The 14,467-nt window shown below is 64.0% G+C and carries 16 protein-coding genes; 9 read left to right on the plus strand and 7 right to left on the minus strand.

Annotated elements, in window-relative coordinates; all coding sequences use genetic code 11:
* The first annotated feature begins 7 nt into the window (after positions 1-7).
* The 5 genes from CB0101_RS07950 (at position 8) to CB0101_RS07970 (ending at position 4,063) form a co-directional block, all read left to right on the plus strand.
* Positions 8-226 carry a hypothetical protein gene (locus CB0101_RS07950; RefSeq protein WP_010305959.1) on the plus strand — a complete coding sequence of 73 codons (219 nt, stop codon included), beginning with the start codon at positions 8-10 and terminating at the stop codon, positions 224-226.
* A 282-nt stretch (positions 227-508) separates the two neighbouring features.
* Positions 509-2,083 carry a ferredoxin--nitrite reductase gene (locus tag CB0101_RS07955; protein WP_010305963.1) on the plus strand — a complete coding sequence of 525 codons (1,575 nt, stop codon included), beginning with the start codon at positions 509-511 and terminating at the stop codon, positions 2,081-2,083.
* Between the two features lie 86 nt (positions 2,084-2,169).
* Positions 2,170-2,304: a hypothetical protein gene (locus CB0101_RS07960; RefSeq protein ID WP_010305968.1), complete on the plus strand. Its 135-nt coding sequence runs from the start codon at positions 2,170-2,172 to the stop codon at positions 2,302-2,304.
* Positions 2,305-2,371: 67 nt separating this feature from the next.
* Complete coding sequence (locus CB0101_RS07965) at positions 2,372-3,262, plus strand: formate/nitrite transporter family protein (protein ID WP_010305972.1); 891 nt, start codon at positions 2,372-2,374, stop codon at positions 3,260-3,262.
* 3 nt (positions 3,263-3,265) lie between these two features.
* Positions 3,266-4,063: a hypothetical protein gene (locus CB0101_RS07970; RefSeq protein WP_010305975.1), complete on the plus strand. Its 798-nt coding sequence runs from the start codon at positions 3,266-3,268 to the stop codon at positions 4,061-4,063.
* 56 nt (positions 4,064-4,119) lie between these two features.
* Here the strand turns inward: CB0101_RS07970 and cynS are convergent, their stop codons facing one another.
* The gene (gene cynS, locus CB0101_RS07975) at positions 4,120-4,581 is read right to left on the minus strand and encodes a cyanase (RefSeq protein WP_071778105.1); all 462 of its coding nucleotides are present in this window, start codon (positions 4,579-4,581) and stop codon (positions 4,120-4,122) included.
* 223 nt (positions 4,582-4,804) lie between these two features.
* On the opposite strand from cynS, the gene CB0101_RS07980 reads away from it, so the two are divergent.
* The gene (locus tag CB0101_RS07980; RefSeq protein ID WP_010305982.1) at positions 4,805-5,890 is read left to right on the plus strand and encodes an anthranilate phosphoribosyltransferase family protein; all 1,086 of its coding nucleotides are present in this window, start codon (positions 4,805-4,807) and stop codon (positions 5,888-5,890) included.
* 2 nt (positions 5,891-5,892) lie between these two features.
* Here the strand turns inward: CB0101_RS07980 and CB0101_RS07985 are convergent, their stop codons facing one another.
* Positions 5,893-6,102 (minus strand): hypothetical protein, encoded by a 210-nt coding sequence (locus CB0101_RS07985; RefSeq protein WP_010305986.1) that lies wholly within the window; start codon positions 6,100-6,102, stop codon positions 5,893-5,895.
* 241 nt (positions 6,103-6,343) lie between these two features.
* Between CB0101_RS07985 and CB0101_RS07990 the strand changes: the two genes are divergently transcribed.
* Positions 6,344-6,808, plus strand: coding sequence for a nitrate reductase associated protein (locus tag CB0101_RS07990; RefSeq protein WP_010305990.1), 465 nt, complete (start codon positions 6,344-6,346; stop codon positions 6,806-6,808).
* On the opposite strand, the gene CB0101_RS07995 is transcribed toward CB0101_RS07990, so the two are convergent.
* Both CB0101_RS07995 and CB0101_RS08000 read right to left on the minus strand, forming a co-directional pair.
* Entirely contained in the window at positions 6,769-9,024 is a 2,256-nt protein-coding gene (locus CB0101_RS07995) for a molybdopterin oxidoreductase family protein (RefSeq protein ID WP_010305993.1), read from the minus strand. The two genes, CB0101_RS07990 and CB0101_RS07995, sit on opposite strands and share 40 nt — an antisense overlap.
* 90 nt (positions 9,025-9,114) lie before the next feature.
* Positions 9,115-10,671, minus strand: coding sequence for a NarK family nitrate/nitrite MFS transporter (locus CB0101_RS08000; protein ID WP_010305997.1), 1,557 nt, complete (start codon positions 10,669-10,671; stop codon positions 9,115-9,117).
* Positions 10,672-11,025: 354 nt separating this feature from the next.
* Between CB0101_RS08000 and CB0101_RS08005 the strand changes: the two genes are divergently transcribed.
* Both CB0101_RS08005 and CB0101_RS08010 read left to right on the plus strand, forming a co-directional pair.
* On the plus strand, positions 11,026-11,592 hold the full coding sequence (locus CB0101_RS08005) for a molybdenum cofactor guanylyltransferase (protein WP_256360111.1): 567 nt from the start codon (positions 11,026-11,028) through the stop codon (positions 11,590-11,592).
* Complete coding sequence (locus tag CB0101_RS08010; RefSeq protein WP_010306005.1) at positions 11,592-12,620, plus strand: GTP 3',8-cyclase MoaA; 1,029 nt, start codon at positions 11,592-11,594, stop codon at positions 12,618-12,620. The genes CB0101_RS08005 and CB0101_RS08010 overlap by 1 nt, the downstream gene beginning before the upstream one ends.
* A 10-nt stretch (positions 12,621-12,630) precedes the next feature.
* On the opposite strand, the gene CB0101_RS08015 is transcribed toward CB0101_RS08010, so the two are convergent.
* Genes CB0101_RS08015 through moaB form a run of 3 tightly spaced genes read right to left on the minus strand, consistent with a single transcriptional unit; the run spans position 12,631 to position 14,404 of the window.
* Positions 12,631-13,371 (minus strand): sulfite exporter TauE/SafE family protein, encoded by a 741-nt coding sequence (locus CB0101_RS08015; protein ID WP_010306008.1) that lies wholly within the window; start codon positions 13,369-13,371, stop codon positions 12,631-12,633.
* On the minus strand, positions 13,368-13,901 hold the full coding sequence (locus CB0101_RS08020) for an HPP family protein (protein WP_010306012.1): 534 nt from the start codon (positions 13,899-13,901) through the stop codon (positions 13,368-13,370). Before CB0101_RS08020 ends, CB0101_RS08015 begins: the two co-directional genes overlap by 4 nt.
* Entirely contained in the window at positions 13,898-14,404 is a 507-nt protein-coding gene (gene moaB, locus CB0101_RS08025; protein ID WP_010306016.1) for a molybdenum cofactor biosynthesis protein B, read from the minus strand. The genes CB0101_RS08020 and moaB overlap by 4 nt, the downstream gene beginning before the upstream one ends.
* Positions 14,405-14,467 lie beyond the last annotated feature (63 nt).

Genomic DNA, 14,467 nt, shown 5'->3' on the forward strand with positions numbered 1-14,467 from the left:
CTTCACCATGCCATCGCAGCGCCCCATCCCCAGCTCGCGACGCAGCCGCACCGCTCGGCCGCAAAGCAGGAGCACTCGCCGGTCCAGCGAGCGGTTCAACGCCGACACCACCGACACACGCTGGCGCCGCGAGCTGGATGCCGATCTGATGGCGATGGGCCGGGTCTGGCAGATGATCCGCTACGGCGCTGTGCGGATGCTCGGCGAAATCGGCCGTCAATACTGAAGATCGGCTCACCACGAGCATCTGAGAACCGCATCATCAACTCGGATGACGCGCCCTTCTCAAGTAGCGGTTGACACCATTCGCCAAGCCCACGGCATTCGTAGCAACAGCAACAAACGCCCTGCCGGGCCGAATGGCTTAATCACACCAACCAAGCCGTGCTGTTCGTTCTGAAGCGGCCTGGAGACAGCGCACCCCCATGCAGCGCGCCGAACCGTGTCTCGGTTCGAGCCCGACAACGCTGGCTCCAGTTCCACTCAGACCATTTCCTCAACAGCAGCCATGGTGGTTAGCCCATCCATCACTGACGAGTCCCCTCAACCCGGCGCCTTGGCGCCTTGGCTCGAGGGCAAAAAACTCAACAAGATCGAGCAGAACAAAGCCGCGAAAGACGGTCTGCTCGTGGGCAGCGAGATCGAACGGTTTGCCCAGCTCGGCTGGGAAAACGTCGATGAGACCGACCTCCAACTTCGGCTCAAGTGGTACGGAATGTTCTGGCGCCCGAAAACGCCAGGGCTGTTCATGCTGCGCCTGCGCGTGCCCAACGGTGTGATCAGCGCCGAACAACTGCGCGTGGTGGGCGGCATCGTGGCCCGCTACGGCACCAACGGCAGTGCCGATATCACCACCCGCCAGAACATCCAGCTGCGCGGTGTTCTGCTGGAAGATCTCCCCGAGATTCTGAGCCGTCTGCAGGAGGTGGGGCTCACCACCATCCAATCCGCCTTCGACAACCCCCGCAACGTGACCGGCAATCCCATTGCCGGCATCGACCCCCACGAAATCGTGGACACGCGGCCTTACACGGTTGAGCTGGAGAACTACCTCACCAACAACCGCGCCGGCAATCCGGAATTCTCCAACCTGCCGCGCAAGTGGAACACCGCTGTTGCCGGAGCTCGCGACAACTTCCTGCTCCACAACGACATCGTGTTCCACCCGGTGGAGCGCAACGGTGAACTGGGCTTTGGGGTGTGGATCGGCGGCATTCTCTCCTCGCAGATGAATGCCTACGCCATTCCCCTCAACGCCTGGGTTCGCCCCGATCAGATCTGCGCCATCACCGGAGCGGTGATCAAGATCTGGCGCGACAACGGCGAGCGCGACAAGCGCCCCAAAGGCCGCTTCCGCCTGTATCTCGATCAGGTTGGGCTCGACGCCTTCCGTTCGATGGTGGAAGAGCGCTTCGGCCCGCTCACCCCGGACCCGGGCTCAGTGTTTGATCACGAACCCCGCAGCCACTACGGCATTCATGCCCAGAAGCAGGAAGGCCTGCACTACGCAGGCCTGCACGTGCCGGTGGGTCGCCTCAAGGCCGACGACTTCCAGGATCTGGCGGGGCTTGCGGAACGCTATGGCGACGGCGACATCCGCCTCACCGAAGACCAGAACGTGATCCTCAGCGGGATCGCCTCCGAGCAAATCCCTGCCTTCCAGGCCGAGCCACTGCTGCAGCGCTTCAGCCTGACCCCGAGCCATCTGGCGGCCGGCACCGTGAGCTGCACGGGCAACACCTACTGCAGCTTCGCCCTCACCAACACCAAGGATCAGGCCCTCACCGCCGCCGAAGAACTCGACCGCGAGCTGGAGCTGGCCGAGGAGCTGAAGATCCATTGGACCGGCTGCCCCAACACCTGCGGCCAGGCCTACATGGGGGCCATTGGCCTCACCGGCACCAAAGCCCGCAACCCTGAGGGCGGCATGGGCGAGGGCTACGACATCACCGTCGGTGGCTCCCAGGGGGCCAACCCTCAGATCGGTGAACTGCATCGCAAAGCCGTACCCGCCAGCGAGGTGAAACAGGTGCTCAAGGAGCTGCTGATCGAGCAGTTCGGCGCCAAGCCTCGCCAGCACTGATCGGTCCTGGCGCGCAGATCACGGCCGCGGCGCTGCTCTTTTGAAGCCCGGCTCCCTGCCTGCCGCACCCCCATCCTCCACACGCCATGCCTTCCTCCAACCAACGCGATCTCTTCTCTCGCTTTGTGAACTGGCTCAGCAGCAGCGGCCAGGACAAACCGCCGATCAGCCGCAACAGCCGCGATCTCCTCTCACGCCTGATGAACCGCATCAGCGGCTGAATTCAGCCATTCGTTCCAGTCAACCCAAACCAGCGCAACGCAAGCCATGAGTGCAACAGCATCACAGATGGACTACGTCCTACCCAATGAACTTGTCGACGGCATGATCGCCGCCGGCGGCAAGAAAGCCACGGTCAGCGTGAAGAACCTGCTGATCCGCGGTTTCTACTCCGGCGCAATCTTGGGCTTGGCCGTGATCCTCGCTCTCACTGTGGCCGCACAGTCGGGCATGCCCTTCCTGGGATCGTTGCTGTTCCCCTTCGGCTTCGCCAGCATCGTGCTCTTCGGCATGGAGCTGGTCACGGGCAACTTTGCGTTGTTGCCCATGAGCGTTTGGGCAGGCAAGAGCAGCTGGAGTGCCACCTTCCGCAACTGGATCTGGGTGTGGATCGGCAACTTCATCGGCACAGCCGTTGTTGCCCTAATCATGTGGGCCAGCCTCACTAGCGCCGGCACCGTTGAACCTCTGGCGGCTGCCGATGGCGGCAAAGGCTGGCAGGTGGTGGCAGCCACGATCATCAAGCTCAACAAGCTGAACGTGGTGACCAAATACGAAGCCCTCGGGGGCACAGGTTTCTTCCTGGCCTTCCTGCGTGGCGTGGTGGCGAACTGGCTGGTTTGCCTGGGCGTGACCATGGCTCTGGTGAGCAAGAGCGTGCCCGGCAAACTTCTGGCCTGCTGGCTTCCCATCACTGCTTTCCAAACGATGGGCATGGAGCACATCGTGGTGAATCAGTTCCTGCACACCGCCGGCCCCCTGCTGGGTTCCGGGGTGCCCTTCAGCAAGGTGATCGTGTGGAACTTCATCCCGGTCACCGCCGGCAACATCGTGGGCGGAATGGTGTTCATCGGGATGCTCTTCTACAGCACCCACCGCACCAAGATCACCAACGTGCTGCCCAAGGAGCACGATGAGAAGCTCGAGCGTGAGCTCGCCGCCGAACTGGGCGCCCGCTGATCCATGCCCTCCACTGCCGCTGCCAACAGCGTGCTCTCTCCTGAGGAGCACGCGGACCTCGCTGCCCGGCTGGGTCGATGGCGGCGGCAACCCCTCAGCCCAGAAGAACTGGCTGAACTCTTGCCCCGGATCGCCGAGCCCGATCTGGCCCTCGCTGTTGGCGAGCGGCTGGGGATGGCCGGCCCCGGGGCGATTGCGTTGATCTTGGACCTCTGCTGCGATGGAGGGTGCAGCCTTCCGCTGATCCGCGCCCTGGGCATCTGCCATCACCCACAAGCGAAGGATCAACTGCTGCAGTGGCTGGACCCAGCAGGACCCCTGCGCCCAGCCGTGCTTGAAGCGCTGGCCTGCTGGAGCCAGGAGATTGATCTGGCCATCATTGAATCGGCCCTCACCGCGCCCGCCCAAGCCGAGCGACTGGCGGGCTTAGCCCTGCTCACCTTCCGCAGCCGCAGCCTGAGCACCGATGCGTTCCTCACGCTGACCCAACCCCTCCTGAGCGATCTGCGCGTTGAGGTGGTGATTGCCACGTTGAGGCTCCTTCAACGCCGCCAAGAACCCGAAGTTCTGGCCGTTCTGGATTCCTGCATTGATGCCGACCAGCTGCCCGGCGTGGCGGAAACAGCCATCCAGGCCCTGGGCTGCATCTCCAGCCACGACAGCTGCCGCCTGCTGATTGCACGCTTGAGACAGCTGCAGCACACACCGCTGGAACACTGCATCCGGCGACAACTCCAGGCGCAGGTGCGTCATCGCACCTGGCTGGAGCAACAGCTGCGCGAGCAGGATCTGACGCTCTGATTCAGCAAGACATCAAAAAAGCCCGCCGAAGCGGGCTTGCTGGGTGAAGGATTACTTCACCATTTTTTGTAGGGCAAAAACTTGCCGCACATCGTCACCTTGACACGATCCCCAGCAGGATCAACCACTTTGTCGACATCGAGGGTGAAATCAATCGCACTCATGATGCCGTCGCCGAACTTCTCCTGAATCACATCCTTGAGCGGCATGCCATACACCTGCATGATCTCGTAGAAGCGGTAGATCAGGGGATCTGTGGGGATCACAGGATCAAGACCGCCCTTGGTGGGATAGGCCTGCAGTGCTTCGGTGATCGCCGGATCAAGGCTCAGGAGTTCAGCCAACTTGCTGGCCTCTTCAGCCGATGCCGTGGACTGGCCGTAGAACAAAGAAGCGATCCACACTTCATCACGACCCAACGCCGCCTCAAGGTCAGCGAAGCTCAAACCTTTGGCCTTCTTGGCCGCCATGAGCGTGGCTGTGATTGTGGCCTGAGAGGGAGCCGCAAGGGAGGGCATTGCAGCGGGGGTAACAGTCATACCAAAAGCCGCATTCGCGGCAAAACAGCAACGGAACGCTCAGAAAAGAAGCGCCGTTCCGGGTTCAAGAATCGCCCGACCCAAGACTTCAACAATGCAGCCGTTGCAACCGAAGACCACTCCAATCTGGTAGCGGTCGCTACCAGAAGCGGTCCCTCCGGCGCGCAGAATCGCAGTTGAGACCCAGCTTTAGCGAAATCGTTTGACGCTCGCTGCCCCTGCCACCACCACAGACAGCTCGTGCAGCGCTGCCAGCAAGGAACGCTTCAAAACCTATCTGCGCAAAATCGGCAGCGGCGAACACACCAGCAGTGGCCTGAGCCGCGACGAGGCCGCCGATGCGATGGAGCTGATTCTGGATGGGGGTGCCAGCCCTGCCCAGATCGGTGCCTTCCTCATCGCCCACCGCATCCGCCGGCCCGAGCCGCAGGAGCTCACCGGGATGCTGGATGTGTACAGGCGCCGCGGCCCCCAGCTGCGCACCAGCCAACCAGCCATCAGTTTCGGGATGCCCTTCGATGGGCGCACCCGCACCGCACCGATCTACCCGCTGACCGCTCTGGTGCTGGCTTCAGCCGGGCTGCCCGTGGTGCTGCAGGGAGCCGGCCGCATGCCGGTGAAATACGGCGTCACCGCCGTCGAGCTGTTTGAGGCACTGGGCCTCTCACTCGGGGGCCGCAGCCTGAGCTGGGTGCAGCTGCAACTGGATCAGCTGCAGCTGGCTCTGGTGCATCAGCCCGACCACTTCCCCGCCGCAGAAACCCTGATCAGCTACCGGGAAGATCTGGGCAAGCGGCCACCGGTGGCCAGCCTGGAACTGATGTGGACGGCCCACCACGGTGATCACCTACTGGTGAGCGGATTTGTGCATCCGCCGACCGAAGCGAGAGCGTGGCAAGCCCTGGAGCTGGCGGGCGAAACCAACGTGCTCACCGTGAAAGGCCTGGAAGGCAGCACCGATCTCCCCATCAGCCGGGCGTGCGTCACGGGTCGGCCCAGCAGCGGTGGCGATGGGCGCCAAATCTTGCATCCGCGCGACCATGGCTGCTTCGGCCACGATCCCCTCTGGGAAGGGATCGAAACCTGGGGATCCCAGGCGATGGCCGCACTCGGTGGTCAAGGTGAGTTGGCGAATCCCCTGCTCTGGAATGCCGGCACCTATCTCTGGCAAGCCGGCCTCGACCCTGATCAGGCCAGCGGTCTGGATCATGCGCGGGAGCTGTTGCAGAGCGGCGCCGTCTTGCAACGCCTGCAGCAGCTCCGGGAACACGCAGGCCCTAAGGCCTGAACTCAGCGGCTGCCGAGGTCTTGCCAGAGGGTGGCTTGATGGGCCACCACGGGCTGCACGGCGCTGGCCTGAGCCGGTACAACGGTTTGCGCTGTTTGCATGCTGCGCACCAGCTGAACCGCCAGGGAGGCGACCACAAAAGCGCCGAGAAAGCCAGCAGCCACCGTGATGGGGCTGCGCTCAGTGGAAACTGCCGAGGAACGAAGGGCCATCAGACCGAAGCATCACTGCGGTCACTATGGAGACTCGGCCCAGCCCGTGCCAGCAGCCGGCGCGAGAAACGTTGCAGAGGCGGCACCAACACCCCAGCTGGAAAGAGCCAACTGACGCTGATCCGATGTGATCCAGCCATGGCAAACCCCAAGGCTCATTCCCAGGGCAATCGCAAAGCGCATCGCTTGATCACTTGAATGGAGGCATCGTCGTGGGAGTGAGCTGTCCGCGCGGCAACCGATGACACCAAATCCAACAGCCAACCACTGCTTCGACTTCGAACAAAACTTTGTGGGCAATTGGCGCTGCATTCCGCTCTGCGTGCGCCGCAAGTTGGATCTGATCGGCCTCAAGCTGAAGCTGAACCACTGGCTGGCCATGAGCCAGGCGCAGCGGCAGGAATTGGTGGATTGGGACGATCAACCAGCAGCGCTCGCTGACATGGCGGAGCACTGCCGCAGCCTGACCCGATCGATGGCCGAGGGGGAAGCCAAACCCCTACCGCCCGCTTGCGGCGAAGCCTGGCAACTCGGCTCAAGCGTGGCCGAACACGTGGCGGCCGCCGCCAGCGAACGGGACATCGCCCTCGGCGTTGAGCAGTGGCAAGAGCTCAATGAACTGGAGCGCTTCGCCCTCTGCAAACTGGCCCGGCCTGGCCACGATCATCACAACCTGGAGGCCGCTTTCTCCGAAGTGCTCGCCTGAAGAAACAGGCGCCGCAGACGCTGCAAGCGCCCTTCGCTCTGCTCCAGCGGCTTCACCACCGACACAGCAGGGGCCACCACCACGGCCGTCGCCTTCAGTTCGGGCTGCTTGGAGATCGGGCAGGCCTGATCGTGCATCAACACGTTGGCCTCACAGGCCTGATCCTGACTGAATCCCCAGTGCATCGGCAGGAAAACTGAACCGGGGCGAATGCGGTCGCTCACGAGCACCTTGGCGGTGACACTGCCACGCCTGGAGCTCACGGCCGCCAGCTCCCCATCCACAACACCGAAGCGCTTGGCATCGTTGGGGTGAATCTCGAGCAGTGGCTCGGGATGCATGGTTTGCAAGCGGTCCACCTTGGCCGTGCGCGTCATCGTGTGCCACTGCCCCAGATAGCGGCCCACCGTGAGCACCAGGGGATAGACGGCACAGGGAGGCTCCGCCAGGCCCAGCACCGGATCCGCCACAAAACGGGCACGGCCCGATGGTGTGGGGAAGCAGCCATTGGCGTAGAGGCGTTTGGAATCGCTGCTGGCGATCGAGCCTTGGGGGAACGGCCACTGCTGCGGACCCTCCTGATCCAGCAGCGCATGGCTCAAACCGGAGACATCACACACCCGCCCCGCCGTGAGCGCCGCAAACTCGGCGTACACCTCCGCCGAGGAGTTGTAGGTGAACTGCTGCTCGTAGCCGAGACGCCGGCCCAGCTCCGCAAACACCTCCCAATCGGGGCGGCTTTGGCCGTGGCGCGGGCGATAGGCCGGGCAATAGGTGACGCGCCGCTCGGAATTGGTCATCGCCCCGGCTTTCTCACTCCATTGGCTGGCGGGCAGCAGCAAGTGGGCGTAATGGGCCGTTTCGGTATCGGCGTAGGCGTCGCTCACCACCACCAGTGGGCAACGGGCCATCGCCGCCTTCACCCGCTCGAGGTTGGGCATGCTCACCAGCGGGTTGGTCGCGACCACCCACCAGAGATCCAGCTCACCGCGCTCCATCGCCTCCACCTGCTGCCAGGCAGCAAGCCCCGGCGATGCCGCGATCGATCCCGGCTCCAAGCGCCAGGCCGCCTCCAGCTCGGCACGGTGCTCGGCATTGGCCACGAGCCGGTATCCCGGCAGCAGGTGGGCGAGGCCGCCAGCCTCGCGCCCGCCCATGGCGTTGGGCTGACCCGTCAGGGAGAAGGGGCCAGCTCCCTGTTTACCGATCTGGCCGGTAAGCAGGTGCAGGTTGATCAATCCGCACACCACAGCCGTGCCCTCACGCCGCTGGTTCACCCCCATCGACCAGAGGCTGAGGATGCGGTCGTTCCGCGCCCAGAGCGCCGCCACATCCCGCAGCTGCTGCTCACTGATCCCGCAGAGTTCAGCCGTTCGCTCGGGCGTGGCCGAGGCCACCAGTTGAGCGAAATCTGCGAGCCCTTCGGTGGCCTCTTCGATGAAATCAGCATCCAAACCACCGGCTGCGATCACCAGATGGGCAATGCCGTGCAGCAGCGCCAGATCACTACCGGGCTTAATGGCGAGGTGAAGGTCTGCAGCCTTGGTGGTGTCGGTAGCGCGGGGATCCACCACCACCACAGTCACGTCTTTCGGCGTGCGTTTCTTGCGCTTGAGCAGCCGCTGAAACAGCACGGGATGGCACTCGGCCGTGTTGGTGCCGATCAGAAAAGCAACGCTGCAGTGATCGAGGTCTTCGTAGCAACAGGGCGGGCCATCGGAGCCAAGGCTGCGCGTGTAGCCAGCCACCGCTGAGCTCATGCACAACCTGGAGTTGGCATCAAAGTTGTTGCTGCCCAGGGCTCCCTTCAGCAGCTTCTGGGCCAGGTAATAGTCCTCGGTGTGGAACTGGCCTGAGCCATACATGGCGATGGCCTGGGGGCCTTTCGCGGCCAGGGTGCTGCGGATCCTCCCTTCCAGCAGATCAAAGGCCTGATCCCAGCTGATCGGCTGGAAATCCTGATCCAGGCTTGAGCGATACAACGGCTCGCTCAAGCGGCCACGGGCCAGGGTGTCGCCCACCGTGGCCCCCTTGATGCACACCTGCCCCTGGCTGGAAGGATGCTGGCGATCGCCGCGGGCGGTCCACACCGGGTTGCCCTCCGCATCACGCTTCACCGCCTGCCCCGGCTGGGCGGGAGGCATCAGCTCAAGCCCGCAGCCCACACCGCAGTAGGGGCATTGGCTGCGCACACTGCCGGTTGAGGAGAGGGCCATGGAGCAAGCAAAAGACTGAGAAAGGGGAACCCCGGAGGGCTCCCCTACTGGCACCCATCAATCGCTGGGTGCTGATGAATGGCCGAAGACTCAGACCTGCGCCAGGGCCGTTTCGTCGGCGTGTTCTTCGGCAAAGGATCCTTTGGGCTCCTTGAGGAAGAAGTAGCAAAGGAAGCCCACAATCAGGCCTGCAATCCCCAGGATCTGGAAGAAGGCACTGTTGGATGCCGCGACGATCTCAGCACTGGGCTCAGCCGCATCACCGCCCATCCAGATCGGAAGCAAGCTGAAGATGGTGAGGTAAGCCACGGCGCCCACATTGCCGTAGGCACCCACCATGCCGGCGATCTGACCGGTCACACGCTTCTTCACCAGAGGCACCATGGCGAAGGTGGCGCCTTCACCCGCCTGCACAAAGAAGGAGCAGGCCATGGTGAGCAGCACGGCAATCGCAATGCCTGTCGTTCCGGTGAAGGTTCCAGGCTTGATCAGGCTCATCACCAGATAACCCAGGCCCAGACCGATGGTGAGGAAGCCCATCGTGCCCTTGCGGCTACCCATGCGGTCGGAAATCAAGCCACCGCCGGGGCGGGCCACCAGGTTCACGAAGGCATAGCAGGAGGCCAGGATGCCGGCCGTTGCCTTGGGCAGATCAAAGGTGCTCTCGAAGAAAGCGGGGAGCATCGACACCACCGCCAGCTCGGAACCGAAGTTCACGATGTAAGTGAGCTCAAGAATGGCCACCTGCTTGAACTCGTAGCGATCCTCTTTGGGATAGGTCTTGTTACCGAGGATGAGGTCGCGATTGGTGCGGATGATGCCCCAGGTCTGGAAGGCGAACCAGATCAACACCAGCGCCATACCGATCGTGTAGCCGGTGGCATCCAGGAACTTCACCTTCTGCAGGCGCCACACCAGCACCGCCAGGATGGCTGCGAAGGGAACGTTCATCCCAAGCAGGCCCCAGAAGTCCTTCATCGAGGTCACTTCCAGGCCAGCCGATTTCGCAGGCTTCTGGTAGGTCTTGCCGGGAGGCGTATCGGTGACGTTGGCGTAATAGATGAAGCCATACACCGCCGAGATGATGCCGGTGAGGGCGATCGCACCACGCCAGTTGAGGATTTCACCGGTGGGCAGCTCAAAGCCGCCGGAGAACGACAGCCAGCCGGCCACCAGCACGAGGGTGAGCGCGGAGAAGGCCGAACCAAAGTTGCCCCAACCGCCATACACACCCTCGGCCAAACCGATTTCCTTCGGCGGGAACCACTCGGCCACCATGCGGATGCCGATCACGAATCCGGCACCCACGATGGACAGCAGCAGGCGGGCCACCACCAGCTGATTGAAGTCCTGCGCTGCAGCAAACATCAGGCAGGGAATGGCCGCAAACACCAACAGGGTGGAGTAGGTGATGCGAGGGCCAAATTTATCCAGCAGCATCCCGATCAGGATGCGGGCCGGCACGGTGAGGGCCACGTTGCAGATCGCCAGGGTGCGGATCTGGGGAACGGTCAAACCGAAATCGGCCTTCACCGTGGTGGCCAGAGGTGCCAGGTTGAACCAGACAACAAAGGTGAGGAAAAAGGCGAACCAGGTGAGATGGAGCGTTCGATATCTCCCCTGGAACGACCAGAGGTCGCCAAGCATGAAAGGGCTTCGATGGAACGAGACGAACCCTGGCCCTCAGAACAGCAGCGACCGGGACAATGATGAAAACGGCGCCAATGCAAACCGTTGGATGGATTGCACCATTCAGCTAGCGCCCCGGGATGTGGCGGCTGCTACAGAACCACTGAGCCTCGCGAGACCCAGCCCCCAGAACAAGTCTTCAACGTTCGCTTTCGTAACGAGCGCTACGACTTGCGTCCCGCGGGCTCCGAAAGGCTCCGCTCACGCCTTGCCATCCGTCGTGCATCAACAGCGCTCCACCTCTGATCTGCTGCGCGAACACAAGGCCGAGCTCGGCAGCTTGAGGGTGTTCTGAACCTCCACTGCTGCCTACTGAGCGGAGGCGCCAGCCGCCGCATGGGCCAGGACAAGGCGCTCTTGCCCCATCCCGAGGGGGGCTGCTGGCTCGATCACACCCTGCTGCAACTGGCCAGCCTCCAAGCTCCGATCACGCTGTTCAGTCGCTGGCCGCAGCATCTGATGCGGGCTAAGACGCTCGCCCTCCCCCAGCTGCAAACCCTGCTGGAACCGGAGCCCTGGGAAGGTCCGCTGCTGGCCCTGCATCGCTTGATGAGCCTCCTCCCCGATCAGCGCTTGTTGCTCTGCCCCGTGGATATGCCGGCGCTGAACAGCGACGTACTCCAAGCCTTGAGCCAAGCAGCCGAGGCTGAGCCAGAGGCCATTCATCTCGCCCATGACGGCACGCGCTGCCAACCCCTGCTGGGGGTGTATCCCAGTGACACAGCCTCACGCCGTTCGCTGGCATCGGCCATCGCCACCGGCGAGCGGCGGCTGCAGACATGGCTCAGCGCGGCGCGGTGCCGCAGCGTGAGCTTGGATGCAACAGCGATCCGCAACGTGAACAGCGCCGATGAGCTGGCCCAGCTGCCCCGCCTTTGATGACGGTCGCTGACCTGCTGGACCGGCCCCTTGGCGTGCTGCGGCTCTCGCTCACGGCCCGCTGCAACCTGGCTTGCCCCTACTGCCTGCCGGATGGCCAGGAACCATCAGGGCTCCTGAGCATGGAGCAACGGCTCCAGGTGGCGAAGGCGGCGGTCGCCCTGGGGGCCAAAAGCTTGCGCCTCACCGGCGGTGAACCCCTGCTCTACAAAGAGCTCGATGAACTGATCGGCGCGCTGCAGCCACTGCGGCGCGAAGGATTGCAGGAGATCGCTCTCACCAGCAATGGGATGCTGCTGTCGGCCGAGCGGGCCCAACAGCTGCGTGAGGCAGGGCTTGATCGCCTCACCCTCAGCCTCGATGGCACCACCGGCACCAGCGTGGCGGCGATGGCGGGGCTAGCGGATCCAGCGGCCGGCGAACGGGCCCTTAAACAGGTGCTGCGGGCGATCGAGCATGCGCGTCAGGCCGGCTTCGATCCAGCCCAGGGGGCGCTGAAGCTCAATGCCGTGATCCAACGGAACCGCAACGCGGAGCAGGTGTTGCCCCTGGCCCAGCTCTGCCGGCAGCAAGGGCTGGAACTGCGGCTGATCGAATACATGGATGTGGGCAACCGCAACGGTTGGCGGCGGGCTGAGGTGGTGCCAGCCGCTGAGATGGTGCGCACCATCGGCGAGCAGTGGCCGCTCGAGCCCCTGGGGCGCGCGGGGTCCAGCACCGCCAACCGCTGGCGCTACCGCGATGGCCGGGGTTGCGTGGCGATGGTGGCATCGGTGAGCGAGCCCTTCTGCGGAGATTGCAACCGCCTGCGGGTTACGGCCGATGGCATCGCCTACACCTGCCTGTTTGCCGCACCCGGCAGTGGCGTGGATCTCAAACCCTCACTGGCAGCAGGCCGCGATCAGGGCGACCTAGAGGCAGCACTGGACCAGCTCTGGAGGCAGCGCGCCGATCGCTACAGCGAAGATCGCTCCCGCAGCGCCACCCCCCCAGGCGCCCATGCGGAGATGGCCTATCTGGGGGGCTGAGGCCTGAAGCTCAGAGCCCGAGCAATTTCCACGACGCCAGCAGCAGCACGGCCGCCAGGGCCCGTCGAATCCAGGCCACCGGCCAGTGGCGACTCCCCAGGCGCGACCCCAGGCCGCCGGCCAGCACCACCACTCCCAGCCAGAGCAGCAGATCCGGCCTGGCGAAGGCCCCTGCAGGCCAAGCGCCCGCCCAGGCCAATCCCGCCAGCCCTGCAATCGAGTTCACGAGGATGAACAGCACCGACACCGCCGCCGCCTGACGGGTGGTGCACCAGCGGCAGAGCAACAGCAGCGGCGTGAGAAACACCCCGCCACCGGTACCAGTGAGACCGGCCAGCAAGCCCAACACCCCGCCGGCCGCCATCAACACAGCGGGCCTGGGCTCCTGAAGCAGCGGGGGATCCTGCAAACGGCGCCCCAGCCGCCAGGCCGACAGCAGCAACACAACCCCCACCAGCCGCCGAAACCACAGCGCCGGCAACGCCAGCCAGCCGCCCAAAAAAGCAGCCGGAATCGCCAGCACGTACACCGGCCAAAGGCGCTGCCAGGGAAGGTGACCCGCCCGCAGGAAATTCCAACAACCCACGCTTGCCACCAGGGTATTGAGCAGCAGCGCCAACGGCTTGATCTGCTCAGCGGGCCAACCGGCCAGCGCCAGAACGGCGATGTAGCCCGACGCACCGGCATGGCCAACGCAGGCGTACAAGAAGGCCACAACAGCCAAAGCTGCTGCGATCACACCGCTCGTCACAACCAGTGGCGGGGGTAGGGCTGTGCCCCGGGCACCCAACGGCTGAAGCCCCAGGCCAGCAGCACCAGCAACACCGACCCGCTCAAAACTGGAAACAGCAAAAAGCCCCAGCCCACCTTCAGGTAAACCGCCAGAAACGCCATCCCACCGGCGGGGGGATGCAAGCAGCGCAACTGCTGGCAAAGAACAATCGTGAGGGCCACGGCCAGCGCCGATACCACAGGCCCCTGCCCGGCCACGCTCACCAAAGCCACCCCGACCAGAGCACCGAGCACATTGCCCAGCACGATGTTGCGCGGTTGCGCCAGAGGCGTGGCTGGATAGCCAAACAGGAGCACGCAGGAGGCCCCCAAGGGGGCCGCAATCAACACCTGTCCGCTCCACAGCGAGAGCAGGCCCAGCAACAACACCGCGCACAACGCCGCCAGGGAGGTCACCCCGATCTGATTGAGCTGAAAGTGCGGCTGATAACGCCGGCCCCTCCGCCGCTCCCGCCGAGTCACCACGCGCAGGCGCCGCAGCCTCCTCATCCCGCCGGCTCCGTGAGCCGCGGCAGCAATTGCACCAGGTTGCAGGGGCGCGTGGAGGCATCGAGCTGGGCTGCAATCAAGCGATCCCAGGCGGTTTCCACCGCATCGAGCGAACCGGGGAGCACAAAAATCACCGTGCCATTGGCCACGCCTGCCAGGCAGCGGCTTTGCAACGTGCTGGTGCCGATCGTTTCAAAGGAGAGCACGCGAAACAGCTCGCCAAAGCCCTCGATCGTTTTGTCGAGTAGCGGCGCCACCGCCTCGGGAGTGCCATCGCGGCCTGTCAAACCTGTGCCGCCGCTGCTGATCACCACCTGCACGGCCGGATCGGCGATCCAACGGCTCAGCTCGGCACGAATCTGATAACGGTTATCGGGCACGATGCGGCGCTCCACCAAGCGGTGGCCGCCCGCCTCAAGCCGCTGCTGCAGGGCATCACCGGAGCGATCATCCGCCCGGGTGCGCGTGTCGGAAACCGTGAGCAGAGCGATGGCGAGGCTCAAGACCAGGCATGAAGGCGATCACCATGCTGGCAAGGAAGCCGCCGGGGGCTCTGGTTAGCGTTG

It is taken from the genome of Synechococcus sp. CB0101, assembly GCF_000179235.2.
Lineage (GTDB): Bacteria > Cyanobacteriota > Cyanobacteriia > PCC-6307 > Cyanobiaceae > Vulcanococcus.